Origin of the sequence: Mesorhizobium sp. B283B1A (genome assembly GCF_020165735.1) — a bacterium.
GTDB lineage: Bacteria > Pseudomonadota > Alphaproteobacteria > Rhizobiales > Rhizobiaceae > Mesorhizobium > Mesorhizobium opportunistum.
In genome coordinates, this window is sequence record NZ_JAIUIQ010000028.1 from 42786 (window position 1) to 67400 (window position 24615).

Here is a 24615-nt window from a genome sequence, read left to right on the forward strand (position 1 = left end):
CGCGCCCGGCGTGGTGCGGTTTCGGGACAGATCACATCGACGGTTTGTAAACCCTATCCGCAGGTTGGATCGAGAGATCGGCTGAAAACCATGTCGGAGGGCTGCCGCTGACCTAGAATGCGGCACAACCGCCGACGCTCGAGAGGCCTCCACCCGAATGCTGGACTTCAGTTCGCTCCTGCTCGCAGCCGCGCTGTCGGGCACTTGCCTCAGCGTCACCATGTTCGCGATCTGGTTTACCGCGCCGCGGGCCAGCTTCGTCCTGACGGTGGCGTGCGGCATTCTCGTGCTCGTCGCGCATGTGATCCTGTTCTGGCAGTACACCAGGGATCCCGATCCGGTGCTCTGCCAGACCGCCCTGGCGCTGCTCAGCCTGGGGTTCCTGATCATCTGCCTGTCGGCCATGCAATATCTCGGCGTGTCAGACTACGGACGTGCCGTCGTGCCGACGCTCTGCGCCATGGCAGTCTGCGCGGCGGTGACCTTCCTCGGTCTTGACGGCATCGGCTTCGTCATCACCTACGCGACGGTGACGGTGCTGCTCTCGGCGATCGGGGCCATGTTCTGGATCAACGGCAGCCACGACCGGCGGATCCTGCTGGTGGTCTCGTTCCTGAGCGGCACCTGTGCGGTGTCGTTTGCTCTTTGCGGCATGGTCTTGTTGGGCAAGGGGCAGTGGACGCTGGGGGCGGCGCCCGACAACTGGGCCGAACGTCTGAATTCCGTCGTCGCAGTGGCCTGCATGACCGGCCTCGGCGCCTTGACGCTTTCCCTTCACCATCTGCAGGCGCAGATCGAGCTGAAGGCCGAGACGATGACCGATCCGCTGACCAGGCTGATGAACCGCCGCGGGTTGACGTCACTCTATGGCGAGCGGACTTTCGGTCCGTTCATGGCGATCGTCATGTTCGACCTCGATCACTTCAAGAGGACGAACGATGTCTATGGGCACCCGGTCGGCGACCAGGTGCTGTGCCGGTTCGCCGCCGTCATAAACAAGTATGCCAGGACTGGCGTCGATGCCTTTCGCCTGGGTGGCGAGGAGTTCGTAATCGTCATGTCGCGGATGACGGAAGAGCGGGCCTATGACCTCGCCAGCAGGATCGGCGTCGCCTTCGGCACCGAGGTCGTTCCCACTCCGCTCGGTCCGTTGCGCAGCACGGTCAGCGGGGGCATCGGCTTTGGCGGGGCTGACGGCAGGTCGCTCGATGACGTGCTGGCCGAGGCGGACGCCGCGCTTTACGCCGCCAAGCGCGCCGGCCGCAATTGTGTCGTCACCCGCAAAGCGATGGGCAAGGCCGAGCCGGTCGAGCCGGCCTTGCGCTCCGCGTAGAGCCTGTTCCATCCCGATGGAATCGGGATGGGGCTCTACTTGTTTGTCTGAGCATAATCTCTGGACAAACGGTTTCCGTTTGTCCGGGAAAACCGGTGCCCACTTTTCGGGATCATGCTTTGGCTATTCGGCCGCCCCCAGGTAGTCCAACAACGGCGGGCAGGAGCAGACCAGGTTGCGATCGCCGGCGACATTGTCGATGCGCGATACTGGTGGCCAGTACTTTGCCGCGGTGTCGGCGTCGCCCGCGGGATAAGCCGCTTCCAGCCGCGAATAGGGATGGGTCCACTGACTGGCCAGCGCCTCGGCGGCGGTGTGCGGCGCGTTGACCAGCGGATTGTCGGTCAGCGGCCATTCGCCCTTCGCCACTTTCGCTGCCTCGCCGGCGATGGCGATCATCGCCTCGCAGAAGCGGTCGAGTTCCCGCTTGGGCTCGGACTCCGTCGGCTCGACCATCAGCGTGCCGGCGACCGGGAACGACATGGTCGGCGCATGGAAACCATAGTCGATCAGCCGCTTGGCGATATCGTCGACGCTGATGCCGGCGCTGTCCTTGAGCACGCGCGTGTCGAGGATGCACTCATGCGCGATGCGATCGTGCCGGCCCTTGTAGAGCAGCGGGTAATACGGCGCGAGCCGTGTCGCCACATAGTTGGCCGAGATGATGGCGGTCTCCGTCGCCTGCTTGAGGCCAGCGGCGCCCATCATTCGGATATACATCCAGGTGATCGGCAGGATGGAAGCGCTGCCGAACGGCGCGGCCGACACGGCGTGCGCCGAACCCTCGGTGACGTGGCCCGGCAGATGGGGCTGCAAATGCGCCTTGACGCCGATCGGGCCGATGCCCGGGCCGCCGCCGCCATGCGGGATGCAGAACGTCTTGTGCAGGTTCATGTGGCAGACGTCGGCGCCGATGTCGGCGGGGCGGGCCAGCGCGACCAGCGCGTTGAGGTTGGCGCCGTCGAAATAGACCTGGCCACCATGTTCGTGGATGAGGGCGCAGAGATGGCGCGCGCCTTCTTCATAGACGCCATGCGTCGAGGGATAGGTGAACATCAGCGCGGCGAGATTTTTGGAATGCTCGTTGGCCTTGGCCCGCATATCGTCCATGTCGATGTTGCCGTCCTCAAGACAGCGCACGACGACAACGCTCATGCCGGCCATCGCCGCGCTGGCAGGATTGGTGCCATGCGCGGAGGAAGGGATCAGGCAGACGGTGCGATGGCCTTCGCCGCGCGAGCGGTGATAGGCGCGGATGGCGAGCAGGCCGGCATATTCGCCCTGGCTGCCGGCATTGGGCTGCAGGCTGACGGCGTCGAAGCCGGTGATCTCGGAGAGCCACCCCTCCAGCTCGCCGATCATGGCGCGATAGCCGACCGAATGGCTGGCCGGCGCGAAGGGATGCAGATTGGCGATTTCGGGCCAGCTCACCGGCATCATTTCGGCCGCCGCGTTGAGCTTCATGGTGCAGGAACCGAGCGGGATCATGCTGCGGTCGAGCGCCAGGTCCTTGTCGGCCAGCCGGCGCAGCAAGCGCATCATGTCGGTCTCGGAGCGGTTCTCCTGGAAAACCGGCTGGGTGAGGAACTCCTTGCCGCGCGGCTTGCCGGGCATCGAGCCGGCTTGGGCAGCGCCTGGCTTGGCTCCGAACAGGGCCGCGATCGCCTCGAGGTCCGCCTCGGTCGAGGTTTCGTCGAAGGCGATACCGATGTGGTCGGCATCGATGACGCGCAGCAGCCGGCCACCCTTTTCAGCGGCAGCCGCGATCGAGCCTGCCTCGCCCGTCACCTCCACCGTCACCGTGTCGAAGCGGCTGGAGCCGAGCACGGAGATGTTCGCTGCCTTGAGACCTGCGGCGAGACGGTTGGCGAGCCCATGGATCCTTTCCGCGATCGCACGCAGCCCGGCGGGGCCGTGCCAGATGGCATAGGCGGTCGCCATGTTGGCGAGCAGCGCCTGCGCGGTGCAGATGTTGGAGGTCGCCTTGTCGCGGCGGATATGCTGTTCGCGCGTTTGCAGGGCAAGGCGGTAGCCGGGCCGCCCCTTGCTGTCGGTCGACTGGCCGACCAGGCGGCCGGGCATCAAGCGGGTCAGCTTGTCGGAGACAGCGCAATAGGCGGCGTGCGGCCCGCCAAAACCCATCGGCACGCCAAAGCGCTGCATCGGACCAACGGCAATGTCGGCGCCAAGCTTGGCTGGCGCGTCGGTCAGCGTCAGGCCGAGCGGATCGGCGATGAAGACGACGATGGTGCCCATGGCACGGGCCTTTTCGATCGCAGCCTTGTGGTCGCCATAGACGCCCAATGTGTCCGGCCAGGAGACGAGCAAGGCGGCTGTGTTGTCGTCGATCGTCTCGCCGTCGATCTCGATGCCGAGCGGTTCGGCGCGGGTGCGCACGACATCCAGCGTCTGCGGGTGCGGGGTGCCGGCCAGCGCCACCTTGGTGCGCTTGTCGCGGTGGTGGCGCAATGCGATGCCCACCGCTTCGGCCACCGCCGTCGCCTCATCGAGCAGCGAAGCCGACGCCACCGGCAGGCCGGTCAATTCGGTGACCAGGGTCTGGAAATTGAACAGCATTTCCAGCCGGCCCTGGCTGATCTCGGCCTGGTAGGGCGTATACGCGGTGTACCAGGCCGGATTCTCGAACAAATTGCGCTGGATGACCGGCGGCACGTGCACGCCATGATAACCGGCGCCGATGAAGCTTTTCAGCACCGTATTCCTGGCCATGGTCGTCGACAATTCGGCCAGCGCTTCGGCCTCGCTGGCCGGTGGGGGCAGGGTCAGCGGCAGGTCGAGGCGGATCGACTGCGGCACGGCCTGGCTGATCAGCGTCTCGACGGAGGGAACGCCGATCACGGCAAGCATGGCTCTGACATCGTTGACATCAGGACCGATATGGCGGGCCGAGAAGGGGGTGAGTGCTGTGGTCATGGCAATACGTCCTGATATCAACCGATATGAGCTTTGTAGGCGGCCTCATCCATGAGGCTCTCGAGTTGGCCTTCGTCGGCGAGCTTCATCTTCCACAGCCAGCCCGCGCCAGTCGCCGCCGAATTGACCAGCGACGGGTCGGACGACAGCGTGCCGTTGGCCTCGGTGATCTCGCCATCGACCGGCGCGTAGACGTCGGAGGCCGCCTTGACGGATTCGACCACCACGGCGGTGTCGCCCTTGGCGAGCTTGCGGCCGGCCTCGGGCAGTTCGACGAAAACGAGATCGCCGAGTTGCTCCTGCGCATAGTCGGTGATGCCGACGGTGGCGATGCCGCCTTCGACGCGGAGCCATTCGTGATCGGTGGTGAAATAGGTCGTTGCCATCGGGGTCATCCTTTGCGGTAGCGATGAGGGGTGAAGGGCAGGGAACTGATATCGACAGGGATTTTCGTGCCGCGCACGTCGGCGAAAACCCGTGTCCCGGGCTTTGCCAGCGGTGTCGAGACATAGCCCATGGCGACGGGATGGCCGGCCGAGGGGCCGAAGCCACCTGACGTGACATGCCCGGCCGGATTGCCGTCGGCGTCGAAGAGTGCGGCGCCGGCGCGCACCGGCTGGCGGCCTTCCGGCTTCAGGCCGACGCGCTTTTGCGCGGGGCCTCGCTCCACTGCGGCGCGCAAGGCGTCGGCGCCGATGAAGGCGCCGGTTGCGCGGATGTCCTTGGGGATTGCCCACATCAGCGCCGCTGCGGCCGGGTCTGTCTCCGGCGTTATGTCCTGGCCATGCAGGCAAAGACCGGCTTCCAGCCGCAGGCTGTCGCGGGCGGCAAGACCGATCCACAGCACACGCTCGTCCTCCAGCAGCTTCGCGACAAGGTCGCGCGCATCGGCCGCCGGCAGGCCGATCTCGAAACCGTCCTCGCCGGTATAGCCCGACCGGCTCATGAACCAGTTCTTGCGCGGTTCGACGCCGTGCATGAACAGCAGCGAGCCGGTCTCGATGCCGGCACGCGACAGCACGGCCCAGGCCTCGGGCCCCTGGATAGCCAGGAAGACACGGTCGAGCGGCTCGACCGTCGCATCGAAATCCCTGGCAAGGTCACGCAGGTGCTTTTCATCGGCGATGGCATTGCCGGCATTGGCGACCACCATGAACCTGGCATCGCTGAGCCTGGTGACGATCAGATCGTCCAGAATGCCGCCGGCCTCGTTGAGGAAAAAGGACAATTTGGACTGCGAGATCTCGAGCGCGCCGGCATCCAGCGGGCACGCACGGTCGAGCAGCGCCACCGCTTGCGGCCCGCCGACCTCGAACAGCTTCATGTGCGAGATGTCGAAGAGGCCGGCATGCTCGCGGGTGTGAAGATGCTCCTTCATGACGCCGGCCGGATAGGTCAGCGGCATCGACCAGCCGGCAAAGGCGCCAAAGCGCGCACCGGCCGCTGCATGGATGTCTTCGAGGGGAAGGTGTCTGCTGTCGTCGCCCGTCATGTCATCTCCAGAGTCGCACGCAATCGGCCGCGAATGGCGACCAGTCCGTGCCCCTCTGTCTGAAGCCTGAGAGACTCGCGCAGCCGGAACTCTGTCAGCGGCGCTTACACCTTCGGCGCGGGGGCAAGCCCCGACTTTCCAGAGTGTCTTTCCCGTCTACGGTTCTTTTGCCTGAGAGATTTCGGGCGATTTCCCCTTCGGCGGCAGCTCTCGCTGCTCTCTCCCGCAAACAGGTAGGACTCGAAACCTGAGCCCTCGACGCGCCATCCATAGCCCGTCGGCGACACCTTGTCACCTCCTAGCGACATCAAAGGTGCGTTGATATTCAGATGATGCCGGCCTGACCTGAATCCCAACACACCGAAAGTGCGCTGCGCCGACAAGTCTTCGCTAACCACGCCGTTTGCCGGTTTTTCAAGACACTCCTGATATACGGACGGAATGGGCCGGCTTCTTCTGCCGATGGACGGGGACGACAGATGGGCGAATTGATCATGAGCGCGCCGGTGGCGGGGCTGACTTCGAAAAGTCGCATCACCGCGGAAGATGTAGCCATGCTGCGCCACGAAGTGTTCGCCGATGGTGTGGTGACGCGGGGCGAGGCCGAGGCACTCTTCGCGCTCGATGCGACGGCGAAGGACAAATGCCGGGAATGGCCCGAATTCTTCGTCGAGGCGGTCACCGACTACATCGTTCATCAGGAAAAGCCTGCTGGTTACATCTCGCAGGAGAATGCCGATTGGCTGGTCCGCACGATCTCGCGTGACGGCATGGTCGACAGCCGGACGGAACTCGAATTGCTGGTCCATGTGCTGGAAGCGGCGAAATCGTCGCCGAGCCGGCTTTGCGTCTATGCGCTGGAACAGGTCGCGCATGCCGTCATCGACGGCAAGGGGCCGCTGATGCTGGGCGGCGCGCTGGTTCCCGGATTGATCGCCAAGGCGGAAGTCGAGCTGTTGCGCCGTATCCTCCATGCCCATGGCGGCGACGGCAACATCGCCATCACCCGCGCCGAGGCCGAGGTGCTGTTGCGGATCAACGAGCGCACTGCCCAGGCCAACAACGATCCCTCCTGGAACGATTTGTTCGTCAAGGCGATCGCCAATTTCGTCATGTGCTCGGCCGGCTACGAAGCCCCAACCCGTGACGTGGCGCTGCGCCAGGAAAATTTCCTCGACCACGCCGATCCACAGATCGGCGGCTTCTTCAGCCGCATGGTCTCCGGCGGCCTTGCCGGCATCATCGAGGCCTATCGCTCGCCGGATGACGTCGAGACCGAGTGGGAAGCCAGGAACAGGGCAGCCGAAGCACTCGCCCGCCGTGCCGAGACGATCGATGCCGGCGAAGCCAGATGGCTGGTCGAGCATATCGGCACCAACAGGCCTCTGTACGAGAATGAACGCGCGCTTCTGGCCCTGATCAAGCACGCCTCGCCAGAGATCCATCCGGCGTTGAAGCCGCTGCTCGACAAGGTGGCTTAGGCTGGGCCGTTCGCTGCGATCGTTTTGCAGAGGATGATGTTGGAATGGCCTTCAGGCCATCCTGCAAACTCAGCCATGCGCTCGAAGCCGGCCTTTTCGTACAGGCCCGGCGCCTGGAAATCGTGGCTTGATACCCATATCCGTCGGGCGCCGCGACGGGCAGCCTCCGCGACAAAAGCATTGATCAACTGCGTGGCGTAGCCGCGGCCTCGATGGGCCTCATCGATCCACATCAACTCGAGTTCCGACGTGCCTGCCCAGGAATAGCCGGCCGCGACACCTATTGTTCGTCCGGCATCCTCGCGAATGACAAAGGCCAGTCCGCGGTCATCGTCACGGCCTGTGAGCCGCCGGTTCTCGTTGTGCAGATGGTGTTCCAGTGCACTCCATTCGGCGGACGACAGGTCGTGCTCCGCCTCCATCCGAGTGGCCATCAAATCCCGCCATACCAGTCATAGCCATTGTCTTCCCAATAACCGCCGAGCCCGCCGCCGACATTGGCGAAGCCGTCGACCAGTTCGATCTTGTAGAGATATTTCGGCATTTTGTAGCCGAGCTGGCGCTCGACGCGGACGCGCAGCGGTGCGCCATTCTCGACCGGCAGCGGCTTACCGTTGAGGCCATAGGCGAGGATCGTCTGCGGGTGCCGGGCATCGATGAGATCGATCGTGCCATAATATTTGATGTCTCCGGAGAGGCTGCGGTCGATCGTGTCGAGGCAATGGAACATGACGTAGCGCGCCTGCGGCTTGACCACGGCCTGGTCCAGCACCAGCGAAAGCGGCGTGCCGGTCCATTTGGCGATGCAGCTCCAGCCCTCGACGCAGTCATGGCGGGTGATCTGGGTGCGGCTCGGCATGTTTTGAAGTTGCTCGCGAGTGAGCGACAGCGGCTTTTCGACGAGGCCTGTCACTTCCAAACGCCAGTCGGCGAAATTGTTGGCGAGCAGGCCCTTGTAGGTGTCGTCGTCCGGCGCCGTGACACCGTTCGGCCGTTGCGGCTGGCGGATGTCGGCCTCGGTGAATTCCGGCGCCAGCGCGTCGCGGCCGGCGAGCAGGCGCTGTGCGCGGTATGTCAGGCCATTGGCATTTTCGAGGAAGCTGCGCAGGCCGCCGCCGATGCTCAGCTGGCTGTCGAAGGCATCGCAACCGGACAGCAGGATGCCGGAGGCGGCAAGACTGCCCGCGGTCAGGAACTTACGGCGGCTGATTTCGAATTTCGGCATGTCACGCGCTCCTCTCGGTGGTTTTGTCGTCATGCGCCGGAGGGTCGGTGCGGTACCAGCCGGTGATGATCGAGCGCAATTCGTTGATCGGGCCGGCAGCCAGGATCATCAGGATATGGACGACGAAGAAGCCGACCAGCAGAACCATGACGGTGAAATGGATGGTGCGCGCCGTCTGCCGGCCGCCGAGCAGGTCGTTGAGGAAGGGCAGCACCGAATTCATACTGGGCGACATCGCCAGGCCGGTGATGATCATCAGCGGCAACAGCACGAACAGCACGCCGCCATAGGCCATTTTCTGCAAGGTGTTGTATTCACGGGTGTGGTGGAATTTCAGCTTGGCGTGGTCGACGATGTCCTGCGGCAGGCGCTTCAAATCATCAAGACGCGGCGCGAGATCGCGGCGGATGTGGCCGTTGACGATGCTGGCGACCAGCCACACGATCAAGGTCGTGGTCAGTATCCAGGCAAAGAAGAAATGGACGACGCGGGCGGTGCCGAGATCATAGTAGGACGGGATGGTCGCCCAGGACGGAAAGCCGCGTGCCGTCTCGTTGCCTGCTGGACCCGACCAGCCGAGCACGCCGGTCGTGTCGAAGCGATGCCCGAAGATTTCGGTGTAGCCTCGCGGGCCGGCGTTCGTGTTCTCTGCGCCGATTTCAAAGATGGTGTTGTCGTAGCCAAAGCCCGACTGCTTGCCGATATAGAGCTGCGGGCGGGCATTGAAGATCTGCAGGCCGGAAAGCAGCATAAAAAACAGGGAGATGGCCCACAGCCAGTGCGTCAGCCGCGTCCAGCGCGACTGACGATAGATCAGTGTCTTTTCGCTGGACACGGGGGCGTCCGGCCCGGTGGCGGATTGGCTTCTGGCAACCGATTCCATCTTCGTCTCGTCTCCCGGCCTCGCGGCTTGGCGCGCGTGTCATTGTCCTCCTGATACGTCGCGATCCAAACCAATGTTTCATCCGATCACGGATTTATTACGGGCCGCCCAGGCTGACGGCGAGGTTGACGGCGGCTGCGACGATAACGGTGTTGAAGAAGAACGACAGGATCGAATGGACAAGCACGACACGGCGCATATGCGTCGTCGAGATGTTGGTGTCGGCGGTCTGTGCCGTCATGCCGATAACCGTTGAGAAGTAGAGAAAGTCCCAGCCTTCGGGTCGCTTGTCGCCTGGAAACAGCAGACCGCCGACCGGAATCTTCTTCTTGGTGCCGGCATCGACCTCGTCGCCGTCCATCCAGTAGACATGGGCGTAGTGGAGCGCTGCCATGGCGTGGATGGTGAACCAGCCCAATGGGATCGACAGCAGCGCGAAAGCGAGTTCGATCGAGTGGCCTCCGTCCTTCTGATTGATCAACAGGAACAATGAGATAATGGCTACAATAACGACGATGAGCGTTACAGCGAAGATGACCAGTACGGGCTGGTCGGTGTCGCGCGCATTCTTGCTCAGATACCTGCCGGTGAACTTTGGCATCTGGGAAACGACGAGAATGACGTAAGCGGCAAAGAATGCGTTGGCGCCGATCGAATAAGCGAGCTGGGCATGAAGTAGCAACGCCACGAGGAGCGCGAAGACACCGAAACACGCCGACGCCGCGAACAGCATGTGACGGTGGATGGGTTTCTCGACCGGGGTTTGGGCGTCCATGGCGGTCTCCACCTGGATTGCGCTTTGTTGCTAGCCCGGTGTGGCGGATTTCAGGGCTCGCCGCAAGATACGGTCGAGTTCGCCGAGGAAGCGCGAACGGTCCTGCGGCGCGAAACCGGCATTGTAGCCCTTGCTTTCACCGGTCTCGCGCAAATGCTGCTTGAGGTCGCGCATCGCCACCGCCATGCCAATGGTTTCCGGCGTGAATGGGCGCCCGGTAGGCCCCAGCACATGGGCGCCGAGCGCCACGGCGCGGGCGGCAAGCGGAATGTCGGCAGTGATCACGATGTCGTTGGCGCGCGCATTTTCGACGATCCAGTCGTCGGCGGCGTCGGCGCCCTTGGAGACCACGACGTTGCGGATCATCGGATCCCGAGAGGGCCGCAAACCGCCATTGGAGACGTGAGTGACCATGATTCCAAGCCGGTCGGCGACCTTCTCCACCTCGGCCTTGACCGGGCAGGCGTCTGCGTCGACGTAGATAGCGGGCGCTGGCATTGTCTCTCCGAAATGAACAGGGGCCGGAAGCGTGTCCGGCCCCTGCCTGAAATCTTATAGCGTTCAGGCCGGCAGAGCGCCGGACTTCTTGGCCGTCCAGGTTGCCATATAGTCCATCAGTCCGGGATTGAGGCAGTCATAGGGTTCGAGCCCGATCGACTTCAACTGGCCGCGAATGCCGTCCATGCGGCTCGGGTCGACGCCGGATTCGATTATCGAAGACACAAACGCGGTGAAGCCCGGCGGCGACCAGCCATCCTCCTGGAAACGCTCGGGATGGATGAAGGACAGGCCCTTGAACGGATGGTCGCGCTCGACCGGTCCATGCATGTGGACACCGCAGCCGGTGCAGGCATGGCGCTGGATGAGCGCCGAGGGATCGATCACTTTCAGCTTGTCGCCGTTCTCGGTGACGGTGACATCGCCGGTGCCGGCAACGGCAACCACCGAGAACACCGCGCCCTCCGGCTTCCAGCATTTGGTGCAGCCGCAGGCATGGTTGTGGGCGATCTGGCCCTTGACCTTCACCTTGACCGGATTGCTGGTGCAGGCGCAGACCAGCGTGCCGCCGGCAAAGGCAGCGCTTTCCTTGGGCAAGCCATTGTCGATCTTCGGATGCAGTTTTTCAGGCATTTTATTCCTCCCTTGTTGAACCCGTGCAACTTCAGTCGCTGGCCCTTCGGTCGGCGGCTTTCTTCTCCTCAGTAAACGACGACGCTGCGGATCGACTTGCCCTCATGCATGAGGTCAAAACCCTTGTTGATGTCTTCCAGCTTCAGCGTGTGGGTGATCATCGGGTCGATCTGGATCTTGCCGTCCATGTACCAGTCGACGATTTTTGGCACGTCAGTGCGGCCCCGCGCGCCGCCGAAGGCGGTGCCCATCCAGGTGCGGCCGGTGACCAGTTGGAATGGCCGGGTCGAGATCTCCTGGCCGGCGCCGGCGACGCCGATGACCACCGACTTGCCCCAGCCGCGATGCGAGGCTTCCAGTGCCTGACGCATCACCTTGGTGTTGCCGGTGCAGTCGAAGGTGTAGTCGGCGCCACCGATCTGGTCGGCGCCGCGCTTGGTCATGTTGACGAGGTGAGGGACGATGTCGCCGTCGATCTCCTTCGGATTGACGAAATGCGTCATGCCGAAGCGCTCGCCCCACTCCTTCTTGTCGTTGTTCAGGTCGACGCCGATGATCATGTCGGCGCCGGCCAGTTTCAGGCCCTGGATGACATTCAAACCGATGCCGCCGAGGCCGAAGACTATCGCCGTGGCGCCTTGCTCGACCTTGGCCGTGTTGATCACAGCACCGATGCCTGTCGTCACCCCGCAGCCGATGTAGCAGATCTTGTCGAAGGGAGCGTCCGGATTGACTTTTGCCACCGCGATCTCGGGCAAGACCGTGAAATTGGAGAAGGTCGAGCAGCCCATATAGTGGAAGAGCTTGTCCTTGCCGAGCGAGAAACGCGACGAGCCGTCCGGCATCAATCCTTGCCCCTGCGTGGCGCGGATGGCGGTGCACAGATTGGTTTTCCTCGACAGGCAGGACGGGCACTGGCGGCATTCGGGCGTATAGAGCGGGATGACGTGGTCACCCTTCTTGACCGAGGTGACGCCTTTGCCGACATCGACCACGACGCCGGCGCCTTCATGGCCGAGGATGGCCGGAAACAGGCCTTCGGGATCGGCGCCCGACAGCGTGAACTCGTCGGTGTGGCAAATGCCGGTCGCCTTGATCTCGACCAGCACCTCGCCCTCGCGCGGACCGTCGAGGTCGACCTCCATGATCTCCAGCGGCTTTCCGGCGGCAACAGCGACTGCGGCGCGCGTTTTCATGGGGCAGCTCCTCCAATGCGAATTTTGCGCCCAAGCTTTCAGGTTTTGGCCTGCTCATCAACTGTCAGATGAGACGAAATGTCGGCTTTCATGACGCAGACAGCACATCCGTGAGCGCCCCGACGCAACGCTGGAGGGCTTCGAGTGCGCGACCTGCGTGTCGCCCACCCCGGCACTTGAGAGATGGCCACATAATCCATAGAACTGAACCTTCGTCCGGAGGGGAATGTCGCGCGCATGTTCACGAAGATCCTGATCGCCAACCGCGGCGAGATTGCCTGCCGCGTCATCAAGACGGCGCGCAAGATGGGCATTGCCACGGTCGCCGTCTATTCCGATGCCGATCGCGACGCCGTGCATGTCGAGATGGCAGACGAGGCGGTGCATATCGGGCCGTCACCCGCCGCGCAAAGCTATCTCGTGCCTGAAAAGATCATCGCCGCCTGCAAGGAAACGGGCGCTCAGGCCGTGCATCCCGGCTACGGTTTCCTCTCGGAACGCGCTGCATTCTGCGAGGCGCTGGAAGCGGAAGGCATCGTCTTCATCGGCCCGAAACCCAAAGCCATCAAGGCGATGGGCGACAAGATCGAATCAAAGAAGTTCGCCAACGCCGCCAAGGTTTCGACGGTCCCCGGCTGGCTCGGCGTCATCGAGAATGCCGACCATGCAGAAAAAATCGCCGGCGAGATCGGCTATCCCGTGATGATCAAGGCCTCGGCCGGCGGCGGCGGCAAGGGTATGCGCATCGCCTGGGACCGGTCGGAAGTGCGCGATGGTTTTGACCGGGCACGTTCGGAGGCCAAGAGTTCGTTCGGCGACGACCGCGTGTTCATCGAAAAATTCGTCGTCGATCCGCGCCACATCGAGATCCAGGTGCTGGCCGACGCGCATGGCAACGCGCTCCATCTCGGCGAACGCGAGTGTTCGATCCAGCGCCGCAACCAGAAGGTCGCCGAGGAGGCGCCGTCGCCGTTTCTCGACGCCAAAACCAGGAAGGCGATGGGCGAGCAGTCGGTGGCATTGGCCAAGGCGGTCGACTATCAGAGCGCCGGCACGGTCGAGTTCATCGTCGACAAGGATAAGAACTTCTATTTCCTTGAAATGAATACACGATTGCAGGTCGAGCATCCCGTGACGGAACTCGTCACGGGGATCGATCTGGTCGAACAGATGATCCGCGTCGCCGCTGGCGAAAAGCTCGCCTTGAAGCAAGGCGATATCAAGTTGAACGGCTGGGCAGTGGAAAGCCGGCTCTACGCCGAGGACCCGTACCGCAACTTCCTGCCCTCGATCGGCCGGCTGACGCGCTATCGGCCGCCGGAGGAGGGGAAATTCGGCGACATCGTCATCCGCAACGACACCGGCGTCACCGAAGGCTCGGAGATTTCGATGTTCTACGATCCGATGCTCGCCAAGCTGTGCACCTGGGCGCCGACGCGGCTCGCGGCGATCGACGCCATGTCGGAAGCGCTCGACAGCTTCGTGGTCGACGGCATCGAGCACAATATTCCGTTCCTGGCCGCCCTGATGCAGCATCCGCGCTGGCGGGAAGGGGCGATATCGACTGGCTTCATCGCCGAGGAATATCCCGACGGGTTTGCACCCGTGGTGCCGAACAGCGAAGAAAAGGCGGTGCTGGCCTCGATCGTCACCGCGGTGGAGTTGTTGCGCCGCGACCGGCTCGACCGGCTGGGCGGGCGGCTGGCACCGCATTCGGGGGCGCTCAAGCGCGACTGGGTGGTGAAGATCGGCGAGGAGTATCTCCAAGCATCCATCCTCGAAGGCATGATTTCGATCCCGATGGAAATCGACCTGTCGATCGACGGCGGCAAGGTGCTGACCGTTTCATCCGACTGGCGGCCGGGCGACCTGATCTGGCGCGGCACAGTCGGCAAACAGAAAGTCGCAGCCCAGATCCGAGCGGTCGCCAACGGCCATCGCGTCGCCTGGAAGGGCATGTCGGTGACGGCGCGCGCCATGCTGCCACGCACGGCCGAACTCGAAAGACTGATGCCGGAGAAAGTGGTGCCGGACACATCGAAACTGCTGCTTTGCCCGATGCCCGGCCTTGTCGTGTCGATCGCCGTTGCCGAAGGCCAGGAGGTCAAGACCGGCGAGACTTTGGCGGTGGTCGAGGCGATGAAGATGGAAAACGTGCTGCGCGCCGAGCGCGATCTCGTCGTGTCGAAACTCAACGCCAAGCCGGGCGACAGCCTGGCGGTGGATGCGGTGATCATGGAATTCGCCTGAGAGATTGTTTGGAAATTCTACTCTCGCGGTCATCTGAAGGCGTTTTCTGCGCTTCCGGTGCTCATGGACCCAAATGTCCATTCCGCTCCGGTTCTCGAAACCACCATCATATGACTCGCCAGAGCGAAATTCGAAACAATCTCTGCGTGGGTCGGGCAGGGCAAAGGAAGCCTGTGGCCGGCGGTCGTTTGTGCTGGACTGGTATCGCCCTGTCCCGGACAATACATCTCCATCGACTCAAAACCTTAGGCAGCGCGAGAAACCATGGCGGATGAGAGACTTCCACGCGACCCCCTGAAGCGCGAAGCCGCGATTGCGGCCGCGCGGCCGGAGGTGCCGGCGCGGCCGTTCGTCCATCTGCGCGTGCATTCGGCCTATTCCCTGCTGGAAGGCGCGCTTCAGATCGGCAAGATCGTCGGTCACGCCGTGACGGACGAAGCGCCGGCTATCGCCGTCACCGATACCAATAATCTGTTCGGCGCGCTCGAATTTGCACAGAAGGCGGTGAAGGACGGCATCCAGCCGATCATCGGCTGCCAGGTCGCGCTCGCTTTCTCCGGCGAGAACACCGACGGCCAGCGCGACCGCCGGCGGCAAGGCCCGGAAATGCGGCCGGTCGTGCTGCTCGCCGCGACCGAAGCGGGCTATTCCAATCTGGTCCGGCTTGTCAGCGGCGTCTACCTGGAAACACCGCCCGGCGAGGCGGTACACCTGACCACCGAGACCCTGGCCGGGCAGACCGACGGGCTGATCTGCCTCAGCGGCGGGCCGCGCGGCCCGATCGGCAATGCGTTGAAAGAGGATCGCCGCGACCTGGCCGAGACGCGGCTATTGACCTTGAAAACGCTGTTCGGCGACCGTCTCTATGTCGAGCTGGACCGGGTTGCCGGCTATGACAGGGTCATCGAGCACTCGACGATCGAGCTCGCCTACGCGCACGAACTTCCGCTTGTCGCCACCAACGAGGCCTTTTTCTCCTCGCGCGACGATTATGAGGCACACGATGCGCTGATTGCGATCGCCGAGGGCTCGGTGGTCGCCGTCGACACCCGCCGCCGGCTGTCGCCCGACAATTTCCTGCGCAGCCAGGCCGACATGGCAAAGCTGTTCGCCGACCTGCCGGAAGCGATAGACAATACGGTCGAGATCGCGCTGCGCTGTTCCTATTATCCAAAAACCCGCAGCCCGATCCTGCCGCGCTTCACCGGCGGCGATACCACCGACAAGGACGCCGCCGAAAAGGCCGAGGCCGAGGAATTGGCCCGCCAGGCGCGCGAGGGGCTGGACGCCCGGCTTGCCCTGCACGGACCGACGCCTGGCTACACAGTCGAGCAATATCGCGAGCGGCTCGAATTCGAGCTCGGCATCATCGAGAAGATGAAATTCCCGGGCTATTTCCTGATCGTTGCCGATTTCATCAAATGGGCCAAGGCGCAAGGCATTCCGGTCGGGCCGGGCCGTGGGTCGGGCGCTGGCTCGCTGGTCGCCTATTCGACGACCATCACCGACATCGACCCGTTGCGCTTCTCGCTGCTGTTCGAACGCTTCCTCAATCCGGATCGCGTGTCGATGCCCGACTTCGACATCGACTTCTGCCAGGATCGCCGCGAGGAGGTGATCCGCTACGTCCAGCAGAAGTACGGCCGCGACCAGGTCGGCCAGATCATCACCTTCGGTACGCTGCAGGCCCGCGCGGTGCTGCGCGACGTCGGCCGCGTGCTGCAGATGCCTTACGGCCAGGTCGACAAGTTGTCCAAGATGGTGCCGCAGAACCCGGCCAATCCCGTCAAACTCGCCGATGCCATAGCCAACGAACCTCGCTTCGCAGAAGAGGCCGAGAAGGAACCGATCGTCCAGACGCTGCTCGACATGGCGCAGAAGCTGGAGGGTCTCTATCGCCACGCCTCGACCCACGCCGCCGGCATCGTCATCGGCGACAGGCCTTTGTCGGAGCTGGTGCCTATGTACCGCGATCCGCGCTCGGACATGCCGGTCACCCAGTTCAATATGAAATATGTCGAGCAGGCCGGGCTGGTGAAGTTCGACTTCCTCGGCCTGAAGACGCTGACGGTGCTGGAGACGGCGGTGAAGCTGATCCGCCGCCGCGGCATCGACATCGACCTGGCGACAATCCCGCTCGACGATCCCGACACCTACTCCATGCTGTCGCGCGGCGAGGTGGTCGGCGTGTTCCAGGTGGAAAGCGCGGGCATGCGCAAGGCGTTGATCGGCATGCGGCCCGACTGCATCGAGGACATCATCGCCCTGGTCGCGCTCTACCGTCCGGGCCCGATGGAGAACATCCCGACCTACAACGCCAGAAAGCATGGCGAGGAGGAGATGGCGTCGATCCACCCCAAGATCGATCATCTGGTGAAGGAGACGCAAGGCGTCATCGTCTACCAGGAACAGGTCATGCAGATCGCGCAGGAGCTGTCGGGCTATTCGCTCGGCGAAGCCGATCTTCTGCGCCGCGCCATGGGCAAGAAGATCCGCGCCGAGATGGACAAGCAGCGCGAGCGCTTCGTCACCGGCGCGGTCGATCGCGGCGTGGCAAAACCGCAAGCCGACTTCATTTTCGACCTGTTGGCCAAGTTCGCCGACTATGGTTTCAACAAGTCGCACGCCGCGGCCTACGCCGTCGTCTCGTACCAGACCGCCTATCTCAAGGCGCATTATCCGGTCGAGTTCCTGGCGGCGTCGATGACGCTCGACATGGGCAACACCGACAAGCTCGCCGACTTCCGCCAGGATGCGCTGCGCCTGGGCATCGAGGTTCTGGCGCCGTCGGTGATGACCAGCTTCCGCGCTTTCGAGGTCGGCGAGAACCGCATCTATTATTCGATGGCCGCGCTCAAGGGCGTCGGCGACGCGGCGGTCGAACACATCGTTGCCGTGCGCGGTGAAAAACCCTTCAAGAACCTTGCCGACTTCTGCGAGCGGGTCGACCCCAAGATCGTCGGCAAGCGGGTTTTCGAAAGCCTGATCATGGCCGGCGCGCTCGATTGTTTCGGCCACGACCGTGCAGCGATGCTGGCCGGCGTCGAACGGATGATGGGGCTGGCCTCGCTTGCCCAGCAGAACGCCGTTTCAGGCCAGGCCGATATTTTCGGCGCCTCGCTCGGGGCGCAGTCGCAGGCGCTCAACCTGCCGGCGACGGATCCGTGGCTCGCTGCCGACCGCCTGCATCGCGAATTCCAGGTTGTCGGCTTTTATCTTTCGGCCCATCCGCTCGACGAATACAAGGCTGCCTTGCAGAAGATGCGGGTGCAGAACTGGGCCGAATTTTCGGCCGCCGTCAAGCGTGGCGCCACCGCCGGCCGGCTTGCCGGCACGGTGACCAGCAAGCAGGAGCGCAAGACCCGCACCGGCAACAAGATGGGCGTCGTGGCCTTCTCTGATACGTCAGGCCAATACGAGGCCGTGCTGTTTTCGGAAGGGCTGGCGCAATATCGCGACCTCCTGGAAGCCGGCCGCTCCGTCGTCATCACCGTCGCGGCGGAGGACAGGCCCGAGGGTGTCAATTTGCGCATCAATTCCGTGCAATCCCTGGAGGACGAGGCTAGCCGTATCCAGAAGGCGCTGCGCATTTTCGTCAGGAACGATGGGCCTGCCTCGATGATCCAGTCCCAGCTCACTCAGCGCGGCGAAAGCCAGGTGAGCATCATCGTCATCAAGGACGAGGCGCAGGGCGAGGTCGAGATTGCCTTGCAGGGCGGCTACCGCGTCTCTCCGCAGATCGCCTCGGCGATGCGCGCCGTGCCCGGCGTGGTCGAAGTGGAGCTGGTGTGATCGCCGCCTTTGCAAGGCGGGCGCGCGCCAGGCAGCATTGGCTGGCCACATCACCGCGATCGGCATGAAGACCGCGGACAAGGGCGCATCGCGAGACCTTTCCGGGCTGGCGCGGCTGCGCAACACGCTGCGCAAGCTCTATCATGGGCGCACGCCGGCCGCTTTCCGGTTCCAGCTGGCGGCTGTCATCATCGATTTCGCCATCATCGCCTTCTTCATCGCCACGCCGGTCATCCAGCAGACGGCCTCGTTTCTGTGGCTGGACTATGCCGTGGCGGCCCTCGTTGCCGCCGATCTGACCGCCAGGCTGCTGGCTTCCAACGACATGCTGCGCCTAATGAAGCAGCCGACCTTCTGGGTGGACGCCTTCATCCTTCTGACGCTGCTGATGCCGACGGCGCTCGCCAGTCTCGGCTTTCTGCGCATCCTGCGGCTGTGGTCACTGTCGCGCAGCGGTTCTATCTGGCGGCATTTCGAGATGCGTGGTTTGCGCCCGTGGCGCGAGGCGAGCCACGCGGTCATCAACCTCTTGACGTTTCTTTTCGTCATCACCGGCTTCGTCTACACGTTCTTTTTCCGCAACGGAGCCGGGCTGGAGAACTACATCGACGCGCTTTATTTCACCGTCGCGACAGTGACGACGACCGGTTTCGGCGACATCGTGCTGCCTGGCATAGCCGGCAAGCTGACGGCGATCGTCACCATGATCATCGGCATATCGCTGTTCGTCAGGCTGGCGCAGGCGATTTTTCGACCCGCGAAAGTGTTCTTTCCCTGCCCGCAATGCGGATTGCAACGGCATGAACCGGATGCGGTGCACTGCAAGGCCTGCGGTCATATCCTCAACATCCCGAACGAAGGCGACTAGGTGTATTGGCCGGCGTTACGATGCCGCCACTTCAGCCGGCTTTACCGGCCTGCGCTGCAGGTTGAGCAGGTTGCCCATCAGGATCAGCAGCGCGCCGCCCGCGGTGAAGGCGTCGATCTGCTCCTGGTAAAGCAGCCAGCCGACGAGCGCCGACAACGGCACGCGCAGAAAATCCATCGGCGAAATGACGGTCGCGTCGGCATAGGTGAGCGCGCGGGCCATGCAGAAATGCGACGACATGCCGGTGAAGGCGATCAGCACGATCCATGGCCAAAGCTCCAGCGGTGGGTTGCACCATTCATAAAGAGCCGGAACGAGGCCAACCACCGATTGGATGATCAGCATCCAGAAGATGATACGCACGACGCTGTCGGTTCGCGTCAGCGATTTGACCAGGACCACCGAAATGCCGAAGCAGACCGCGGCGCCCAGCACGACCAGATGTCCCGGATCAACCGAGCCTACGCCTGGACGCACGATGACCACCACCCCGATCAGCCCGAGAACGACAGCCGCGAGTTTCGGACGGCTCAGTCTTTCGCCGAGAAATGTCACCGCCAGGATCGCCGTCCAGATCGGTGTCGTGAATTCGATCGAAATCAGCACCGCCAGCGGAATCAAGGTCAAGGCGTAGAGCCATGCAGCCTGCCCGGTATAATGGATGACGTTGCGCGCGATATGGGCGAGGGGGCGCTGGGTGCGCATCGCCGCAAAGCCGCCGCTGGTCAGCACCAGCGGCAGGAGGATGAAGAAGCCGATCACCGAGCGCAGTTCCAGCACCTGGAAGACATTGAGTTCGGCCGTCGTGGCGCGGCCGGCCACCGACATCGCCAGGAACGAGGCGATCGACAGGGCCATCCAGAAAGCGGCCTTTGAAATGGAGGGGGCAGGTGACATGCCGGCTATGTCGCAGGGCGCGGCTTTTGGAGCAATCGCTAGTTGCTCCATTCTTCTGGGCCAGTTGCAATGGGCAGCATTGCAAAACGGTCATGTTGCGGGCGGAACCTGATACGGCAAGAGGCGTTGAGTCCCGATATTCGGCCGTGCTTCGCAAGACGTTTTGCCCTCCAATTTCGACAAGGAGAGTTCCGATGAGATCATTCGCGCAATTCGCGCTTGCCGGATGTCTTCTGGCTGCGACCGGTACGGCACATGCCGACGAGGCCAAGTTCCTGCAGTCATTCAAGGGCAATTTCGCCGGCAAAGGTATCGTCAAGGTCACCACCGACGCGCCGACGGTGAACGTGTCCTGTACATTCAAATCGAACGCGACATCGACGTCACTGGCGCTCGACGGCAATTGCCGCGGGCTCATTGTGGTGACGCGTGCCATCAGCGCGGACCTGAAGGCCGCCGGCGCGAAATACAGCGGGACCTATGTCGGGTCCCGGACTGGGCCGGCACAGCTCAACGGCAGCCGCTCGGGCAACGCGATCAATCTCGGCATTCGCTGGGCAAAGGAAGTCAACGGCGATCGAAAGGCGCAGATGAAGGTCGAGAAGACGGGCGAGAACGGCATTCGGCTGACGGTCGTCGACACCGACCCCAAGACGGGCAAGAGCATCGTGACGAGCCGGATCGATCTGAGGCGTACCTGATTCTCGACGCACAAGGGGGTAGCGTCATTCCTCTAACGCCTCCGGTGGATGGGCATCTCGCCCTTTGCCGAATGTATAACCGGTTTCCACCGCCTTGCGGCCGAACTTGTCGCGCAAGGCATCGATGGCGCCCTCGGCCATGGCGCGTTTGCGCGACTGGAGGTCGACCAGATCCGGCGGGTCGGCCTTGTCGTCGTCGGAGAGGTCGCTGACGCCGATGCCGAGCAATCGGAATTTCGTTCCGTCGGTTTCCTTGCGCAGAAGCTCTACGCCGGTCGAAAAGATGCGATCCGCCAGCCTGGTCGGATCGCCGAGCTGGCGGTTGCGCGTGCGTAGCTTGAAATCCTGGGTCTTCAGCTTCAGCACCACGGTGCGTCCGGCGATGCCTGATTTTTTCAGCCGCGCCGAGACCTTCTCCGAAAGGCCTCTCAGCACGGAGACGAGCTCCTCCAGCGATGCGATGTCGGTGTCGAAGGTGGTTTCGGCCGAGACGCTCTTGGCGTCCTGGTCGGGCTCGACGCGGCGCACGTCCTCGCCGCGCGAAAGCCGGTAGAGCCGGTCACCCATCGTACCGTAGCGGCGCATCAGGTCGGCGCGTTCCATCTTCTGAAGCTGGCCAATGGTGCGGATGCCGTCGCGCTCCAGCGTGGCGTTGAACGCCTTGCCGACGCCCCAGATCATGGTCACCGGCTGCACGGCCAGGAAGCCCACCGCCTCGGCCTCGCCGATGATCGAAAAGCCGCGCGGCTTGCGGAAGTCCGACGCGATCTTGGCGAGGAACTTGCAGTAGGAGAGGCCGGCCGAGACGGTGATGCCGATCTCCTTCTCGACGGCCAGCGCAAAGCGCGCCAGCACCACCGCCGGCGGCCGGCCGTGCAGCCGTTCGGTGCCGGAGAGATCGAGGAATGCCTCGTCGATCGACAGCGGCTCGACCAGCGGCGTCAACGCCTGCATCATGGCGCGCACCTCGCGGCCGACACGAACGTATTTCTCCATGTTGGGCGGGATCACGACAGCTTCGGGGCAGGCCTCGAGCGCCTTGAACATCGGCATTGCCGAGCGCACGCCCCGGATGCGGGCGATGTAGCATGCGGTGGAGACCACCCCGCGCTTGCCGCCGCCGATGATCAGCGGCTTGTCCTTGAGCGCCGGGTTGTCGCGCTTCTCGACCGCCGCATAGAAGGCATCGCAATCGATATGGGCGAGATGCAGCCGGTAAAGTTCTGGATGGCGGGCAAGGCGAGGGCTGCCGCAGTGTTCGCAGCGGCGCGTTTCACTGCGCTGAAACGTCAGGCAGTCACGACAAAAACCGTGATCGGGATTGTTGACAGAAGCCGCCATCGCTGCGAACATAAAGAGAACAGAAGCAATGGTACGACAGTGCAAGGCCAGCCACAAGCTTGGCCTGGGGAGAACCGTATGAGCACGACCATAGTGCCGCTGGCGCCTGAGCTCTGGCCTGATTTCGAGGATCTTTTCGGCAAGCAAGGCGCCTGCTACGGCTGCTGGTGCACGCATTTCCGGCTGGCGCCGGCAGCGCGGCACGAGAGCAGCCGTGAACGCAACAAGGACCACATCAAGGCACGCATCGAAGCCGGTCCGCCGCCGGGCCTGCTGGCCTTCGAGGACGGCAAGGCGGTTGGCTGGATGCAGATCGGGCCGCGCGCCGACGTGCCCGAATGGAACAACAAGGGCAGGGGCTCGGCGCCGATCGATCCCGCCGACGCTGCCGATCCGGCCGTCTGGGCGATCTCGTGCTTTTTCATCCGCTCCAAGGCGCGCGGCAGAGGCATCACGCACCGGCTAGTCGAAGGCGGCGTCGAGTTTGCCCGGGGGAATGGCGCACGGCTTGTCGAGGCGTGTCCAATAGACCTGTCCCGCGATTCGCGTTCGCTCGGGCTGTTCGTCGGCTCGTCGCGGGTCTTCGAGAAGGCCGGGTTCGAGAGGCTCGTCGAGCGCAAGGCCGGCCGGCCATTGATGCGGCTGGTCCTGGGGCCCCGCGCCTGACCATCGTCGTCTTGCAGTTGCGATGGTATTTCCCTACCAGAAGTACGAAGCGATTTTGCCTTTTTGACCAGAGGGGAATTCCCGTGAACCGTATGTTGCCAGTTGCCTTCACCGCGCTCCTGCTCAGCGCGCCCGCTTTCGGTCAGACCGTCGACAGCCAGGGCGCGAAGCAATTGTCCAATGACCTGTCCCGCTATGTCGGCAAGCAGGCACTCGACAAGGGAATCCTGAAGGTCTCGGCCGAAGGCGATGCCTACAAGATCGTGTTCGATTTCAAGGCGCTTGCCGGGAGTTTTCCTGACCAGAAGCTGGTGAAGTTCGACTTCGCGCCCTACGCGCTGCTGGTCAAGCCGCGCAGCGACGGGACCTGGGATGTTTCGATGGATTTTTCGCAAAGCGCGTCCTTCGAATTCAAGGGGCCCGAAGGGCTGCAAAGCACGCAGTTGTCGATCAAGGACGGCAAGGGCTCCGGCGTCTATGACCCCGGCCTGGCGGCCTTCATCAGCGGCGTCAGTTCGATAGCAGGCATGACGATGACATCGAAGGATGCCAAGCAGCAGATGGACGTCAGCGCCGGTGCCGGCACCGCGACCCTGGCGGCCACCAAGGCTGCCAATGGCGGCGTCGATTTCACGACCTCACAGAAAATGTCGAACTTCGTCGAGGCGATAAAATTCAATGATCCCGACAGTGGGCTGAATTTTCCGGTCACCGTGAAATCGCCGGAGTTCTCCGTGGAGGCCAGCGGCAAGGGCGTGCAGACCAAGCCGTTGCTCGACCTCCTGGCGTTTGCCGTGGCCAATGAGGACGAGAAGTCGCTGAAGGCAAACCAGGCGCAACTCAAGTCGCTTCTGCTCGCCGCGCTTCCGGTGTGGGAGCGCATCGACGGCACCTATGGCTTCAAGGATTTCGCGGTCGACAGCCCGATCGGCACGTTCGGGGCGACCCAGCTCAGCACCGCGTTCGGCAGTGACGGCGTTTCGCAAAACGGCGCGATCAGCTACGGCATCAAGGCGTCGGGGCTGACGGTGCCGCAGCAGCTTTTACCGAGCTGGAGCGTGGCATTGTTGCCCACCGATATCGACCTGAATTTCGGCGGCGCCAACATCGATCTCGACAGCATGGCGAAGAAGGCGATCGAAACCTTTGATCTCAATCAGGATCCGCCGCTGCCGGCCGAGTTCGGCGACCAGCTCAAGGCCGACTTCCTGGCCAAGACGCCGAAGGTGGTCATCGGCCACAGCGTCGTGAAGAACAAGGACATGGAGATCGCGCTCGAAGGCGAGATGACGAGCTTCGGCCAGAAACCCGACGCAAATCTCACGGTCGATGTCGCCGGCTTCGACAAGATCGTGGCCGGCCTGCAGGAGGCGGCAAAGTCCGAACCCGAGGTGGCGCAGTACGTGCCTATGGCTCTCGTCGTGAAAGGGTTTGCCAAGACGCTGCCGGACGGCAAGTTGGAATGGGTTGTCAGCACAAAGGCCGACGGCTCGGTCACCGTCAATGGTGTGATGTTGAAGCCCGCCGATCCGGCGGTGGACGACAGCGTCGACGATGGTGATGGTGAGGACGACGACAGCGGCGGCGACAATGGCGGATCGGGGGCGAAGCTGAATCCTTGAAGGTTCGGCCCTCGAGTAATTCCAGGAA

General features: G+C 63.2%; 20 protein-coding genes and 1 riboswitch. Of the genes, 8 read left to right on the top strand and 12 right to left on the bottom strand.

The window, feature by feature from the left end; genetic code table 11:
• The first annotated feature begins 157 nt into the window (after positions 1-157).
• A complete protein-coding gene (locus LB577_RS22400; protein WP_224688454.1) occupies positions 158-1333 on the top strand; it encodes a GGDEF domain-containing protein in 1176 nt (391 codons plus the stop codon).
• Between the two features lie 123 nt (positions 1334-1456).
• Here the strand turns inward: LB577_RS22400 and gcvP are convergent, their stop codons facing one another.
• The 3 genes from gcvP to gcvT are packed head-to-tail and all read right to left on the bottom strand — an operon-like array spanning position 1457 to position 5759.
• A complete protein-coding gene (gene gcvP, locus LB577_RS22405) occupies positions 1457-4267 on the bottom strand; it encodes an aminomethyl-transferring glycine dehydrogenase (RefSeq protein WP_224688457.1) in 2811 nt (936 codons plus the stop codon).
• Positions 4268-4284: 17 nt separating this feature from the next.
• On the bottom strand, positions 4285-4653 hold the full coding sequence (gcvH, locus tag LB577_RS22410; protein ID WP_224688459.1) for a glycine cleavage system protein GcvH: 369 nt from the start codon (positions 4651-4653) through the stop codon (positions 4285-4287).
• 5 nt (positions 4654-4658) lie between these two features.
• A complete protein-coding gene (gcvT, locus tag LB577_RS22415) occupies positions 4659-5759 on the bottom strand; it encodes a glycine cleavage system aminomethyltransferase GcvT (protein WP_224688461.1) in 1101 nt (366 codons plus the stop codon).
• Between the two features lie 149 nt (positions 5760-5908).
• A riboswitch (glycine riboswitch) is annotated at positions 5909-5995 on the bottom strand.
• A 243-nt stretch (positions 5996-6238) separates the two neighbouring features.
• Here gcvT and LB577_RS22420 point away from each other — a divergent pair.
• Positions 6239-7240: a hypothetical protein gene (locus tag LB577_RS22420; RefSeq protein WP_224688463.1), complete on the top strand. Its 1002-nt coding sequence runs from the start codon at positions 6239-6241 to the stop codon at positions 7238-7240.
• Here LB577_RS22420 and LB577_RS22425 read toward each other — a convergent pair.
• The 7 genes from LB577_RS22425 to LB577_RS22455 all read right to left on the bottom strand — a co-directional run bounded on the left by LB577_RS22425 (position 7237) and on the right by LB577_RS22455 (position 12450).
• Positions 7237-7674 carry a GNAT family N-acetyltransferase gene (locus LB577_RS22425; protein ID WP_224688465.1) on the bottom strand — a complete coding sequence of 146 codons (438 nt, stop codon included), beginning with the start codon at positions 7672-7674 and terminating at the stop codon, positions 7237-7239. The two genes, LB577_RS22420 and LB577_RS22425, sit on opposite strands and share 4 nt — an antisense overlap.
• Positions 7674-8465, bottom strand: coding sequence for a molybdopterin-binding protein (locus tag LB577_RS22430; protein ID WP_224688467.1), 792 nt, complete (start codon positions 8463-8465; stop codon positions 7674-7676). Before LB577_RS22430 ends, LB577_RS22425 begins: the two co-directional genes overlap by 1 nt.
• 1 nt (position 8466) lies before the next feature.
• Complete coding sequence (locus tag LB577_RS22435; protein ID WP_224688469.1) at positions 8467-9348, bottom strand: cytochrome b/b6 domain-containing protein; 882 nt, start codon at positions 9346-9348, stop codon at positions 8467-8469.
• Between the two features lie 97 nt (positions 9349-9445).
• The gene (locus tag LB577_RS22440; RefSeq protein ID WP_224688472.1) at positions 9446-10123 is read right to left on the bottom strand and encodes a DUF1345 domain-containing protein; all 678 of its coding nucleotides are present in this window, start codon (positions 10121-10123) and stop codon (positions 9446-9448) included.
• A gap of 30 nt (positions 10124-10153) precedes the next feature.
• Positions 10154-10621: a YaiI/YqxD family protein gene (locus LB577_RS22445; RefSeq protein ID WP_224688474.1), complete on the bottom strand. Its 468-nt coding sequence runs from the start codon at positions 10619-10621 to the stop codon at positions 10154-10156.
• Between the two features lie 63 nt (positions 10622-10684).
• Complete coding sequence (gfa, locus tag LB577_RS22450; protein WP_023763615.1) at positions 10685-11254, bottom strand: S-(hydroxymethyl)glutathione synthase; 570 nt, start codon at positions 11252-11254, stop codon at positions 10685-10687.
• A 68-nt stretch (positions 11255-11322) separates the two neighbouring features.
• Entirely contained in the window at positions 11323-12450 is a 1128-nt protein-coding gene (locus LB577_RS22455) for an S-(hydroxymethyl)glutathione dehydrogenase/class III alcohol dehydrogenase (protein ID WP_224688476.1), read from the bottom strand.
• 237 nt (positions 12451-12687) lie between these two features.
• Between LB577_RS22455 and LB577_RS22460 the strand changes: the two genes are divergently transcribed.
• From LB577_RS22460 to LB577_RS22470, 3 genes are all read left to right on the top strand, one after another.
• The gene (locus LB577_RS22460) at positions 12688-14700 is read left to right on the top strand and encodes an acetyl/propionyl/methylcrotonyl-CoA carboxylase subunit alpha (RefSeq protein ID WP_224688478.1); all 2013 of its coding nucleotides are present in this window, start codon (positions 12688-12690) and stop codon (positions 14698-14700) included.
• Positions 14701-14964: 264 nt separating this feature from the next.
• Positions 14965-18492, top strand: a complete 3528-nt coding sequence (gene dnaE / locus LB577_RS22465) for a DNA polymerase III subunit alpha (RefSeq protein WP_224688480.1) — start codon at positions 14965-14967, stop codon at positions 18490-18492.
• Between the two features lie 64 nt (positions 18493-18556).
• Positions 18557-19360 (top strand): potassium channel family protein, encoded by an 804-nt coding sequence (locus LB577_RS22470; RefSeq protein ID WP_224688503.1) that lies wholly within the window; start codon positions 18557-18559, stop codon positions 19358-19360.
• A 15-nt stretch (positions 19361-19375) separates the two neighbouring features.
• On the opposite strand, the gene LB577_RS22475 is transcribed toward LB577_RS22470, so the two are convergent.
• Positions 19376-20257: a DMT family transporter gene (locus LB577_RS22475; protein ID WP_224688482.1), complete on the bottom strand. Its 882-nt coding sequence runs from the start codon at positions 20255-20257 to the stop codon at positions 19376-19378.
• A gap of 194 nt (positions 20258-20451) precedes the next feature.
• Here LB577_RS22475 and LB577_RS22480 point away from each other — a divergent pair, with 194 nt between their 5' ends.
• Entirely contained in the window at positions 20452-20958 is a 507-nt protein-coding gene (locus LB577_RS22480) for a hypothetical protein (RefSeq protein WP_224688484.1), read from the top strand.
• 24 nt (positions 20959-20982) lie between these two features.
• Here LB577_RS22480 and LB577_RS22485 read toward each other — a convergent pair whose 3' ends face one another.
• Positions 20983-22311 (bottom strand): DNA polymerase IV, encoded by a 1329-nt coding sequence (locus tag LB577_RS22485; RefSeq protein WP_224688486.1) that lies wholly within the window; start codon positions 22309-22311, stop codon positions 20983-20985.
• A 66-nt stretch (positions 22312-22377) separates the two neighbouring features.
• Here LB577_RS22485 and LB577_RS22490 point away from each other — a divergent pair, with 66 nt between their 5' ends.
• Entirely contained in the window at positions 22378-22965 is a 588-nt protein-coding gene (locus LB577_RS22490; protein ID WP_224688488.1) for a GNAT family N-acetyltransferase, read from the top strand.
• A 92-nt stretch (positions 22966-23057) separates the two neighbouring features.
• Positions 23058-24587, top strand: a complete 1530-nt coding sequence (locus LB577_RS22495; protein ID WP_224688506.1) for a hypothetical protein — start codon at positions 23058-23060, stop codon at positions 24585-24587.
• The last annotated feature ends 28 nt before the right edge of the window (positions 24588-24615 follow it).

Bases quoted from the DNA above. Each gene is read 5' to 3' on its own strand.
- LB577_RS22455 (WP_224688476.1), bottom strand. From the start codon at position 12,450: ATGAAAACGCGCGCCGCAGTCGCTGTTGCCGCCGGAAAGCCGCTGGAG.
- LB577_RS22430 (WP_224688467.1), bottom strand. From the start codon at position 8,465: ATGCCGAAATTCGAAATCAGCCGCCGTAAGTTCCTGACCGCGGGCAGT.
- gcvH (WP_224688459.1), bottom strand. From the start codon at position 4,653: ATGGCAACGACCTATTTCACCACCGATCACGAATGGCTCCGCGTCGAA.
- LB577_RS22420 (WP_224688463.1), top strand. From the start codon at position 6,239: ATGGGCGAATTGATCATGAGCGCGCCGGTGGCGGGGCTGACTTCGAAA.
- gfa (WP_023763615.1), bottom strand. From the start codon at position 11,254: ATGCCTGAAAAACTGCATCCGAAGATCGACAATGGCTTGCCCAAGGAA.
- LB577_RS22400 (WP_224688454.1), top strand. From the start codon at position 158: ATGCTGGACTTCAGTTCGCTCCTGCTCGCAGCCGCGCTGTCGGGCACT.
- LB577_RS22425 (WP_224688465.1), bottom strand. From the start codon at position 7,674: ATGGCCACTCGGATGGAGGCGGAGCACGACCTGTCGTCCGCCGAATGG.
- LB577_RS22460 (WP_224688478.1), top strand. From the start codon at position 12,688: ATGTTCACGAAGATCCTGATCGCCAACCGCGGCGAGATTGCCTGCCGC.
- gcvP (WP_224688457.1), bottom strand. From the start codon at position 4,267: ATGACCACAGCACTCACCCCCTTCTCGGCCCGCCATATCGGTCCTGAT.
- dnaE (WP_224688480.1), top strand. From the start codon at position 14,965: ATGGCGGATGAGAGACTTCCACGCGACCCCCTGAAGCGCGAAGCCGCG.
- gcvT (WP_224688461.1), bottom strand. From the start codon at position 5,759: ATGACGGGCGACGACAGCAGACACCTTCCCCTCGAAGACATCCATGCA.
- LB577_RS22440 (WP_224688472.1), bottom strand. From the start codon at position 10,123: ATGGACGCCCAAACCCCGGTCGAGAAACCCATCCACCGTCACATGCTG.
- LB577_RS22470 (WP_224688503.1), top strand. From the start codon at position 18,557: ATGAAGACCGCGGACAAGGGCGCATCGCGAGACCTTTCCGGGCTGGCG.
- LB577_RS22445 (WP_224688474.1), bottom strand. From the start codon at position 10,621: ATGCCAGCGCCCGCTATCTACGTCGACGCAGACGCCTGCCCGGTCAAG.
- LB577_RS22480 (WP_224688484.1), top strand. From the start codon at position 20,452: ATGAGATCATTCGCGCAATTCGCGCTTGCCGGATGTCTTCTGGCTGCG.
- LB577_RS22490 (WP_224688488.1), top strand. From the start codon at position 22,378: ATGAGCACGACCATAGTGCCGCTGGCGCCTGAGCTCTGGCCTGATTTC.
- LB577_RS22475 (WP_224688482.1), bottom strand. From the start codon at position 20,257: ATGTCACCTGCCCCCTCCATTTCAAAGGCCGCTTTCTGGATGGCCCTG.
- LB577_RS22495 (WP_224688506.1), top strand. From the start codon at position 23,058: ATGTTGCCAGTTGCCTTCACCGCGCTCCTGCTCAGCGCGCCCGCTTTC.
- LB577_RS22485 (WP_224688486.1), bottom strand. From the start codon at position 22,311: ATGTTCGCAGCGATGGCGGCTTCTGTCAACAATCCCGATCACGGTTTT.
- LB577_RS22435 (WP_224688469.1), bottom strand. From the start codon at position 9,348: ATGGAATCGGTTGCCAGAAGCCAATCCGCCACCGGGCCGGACGCCCCC.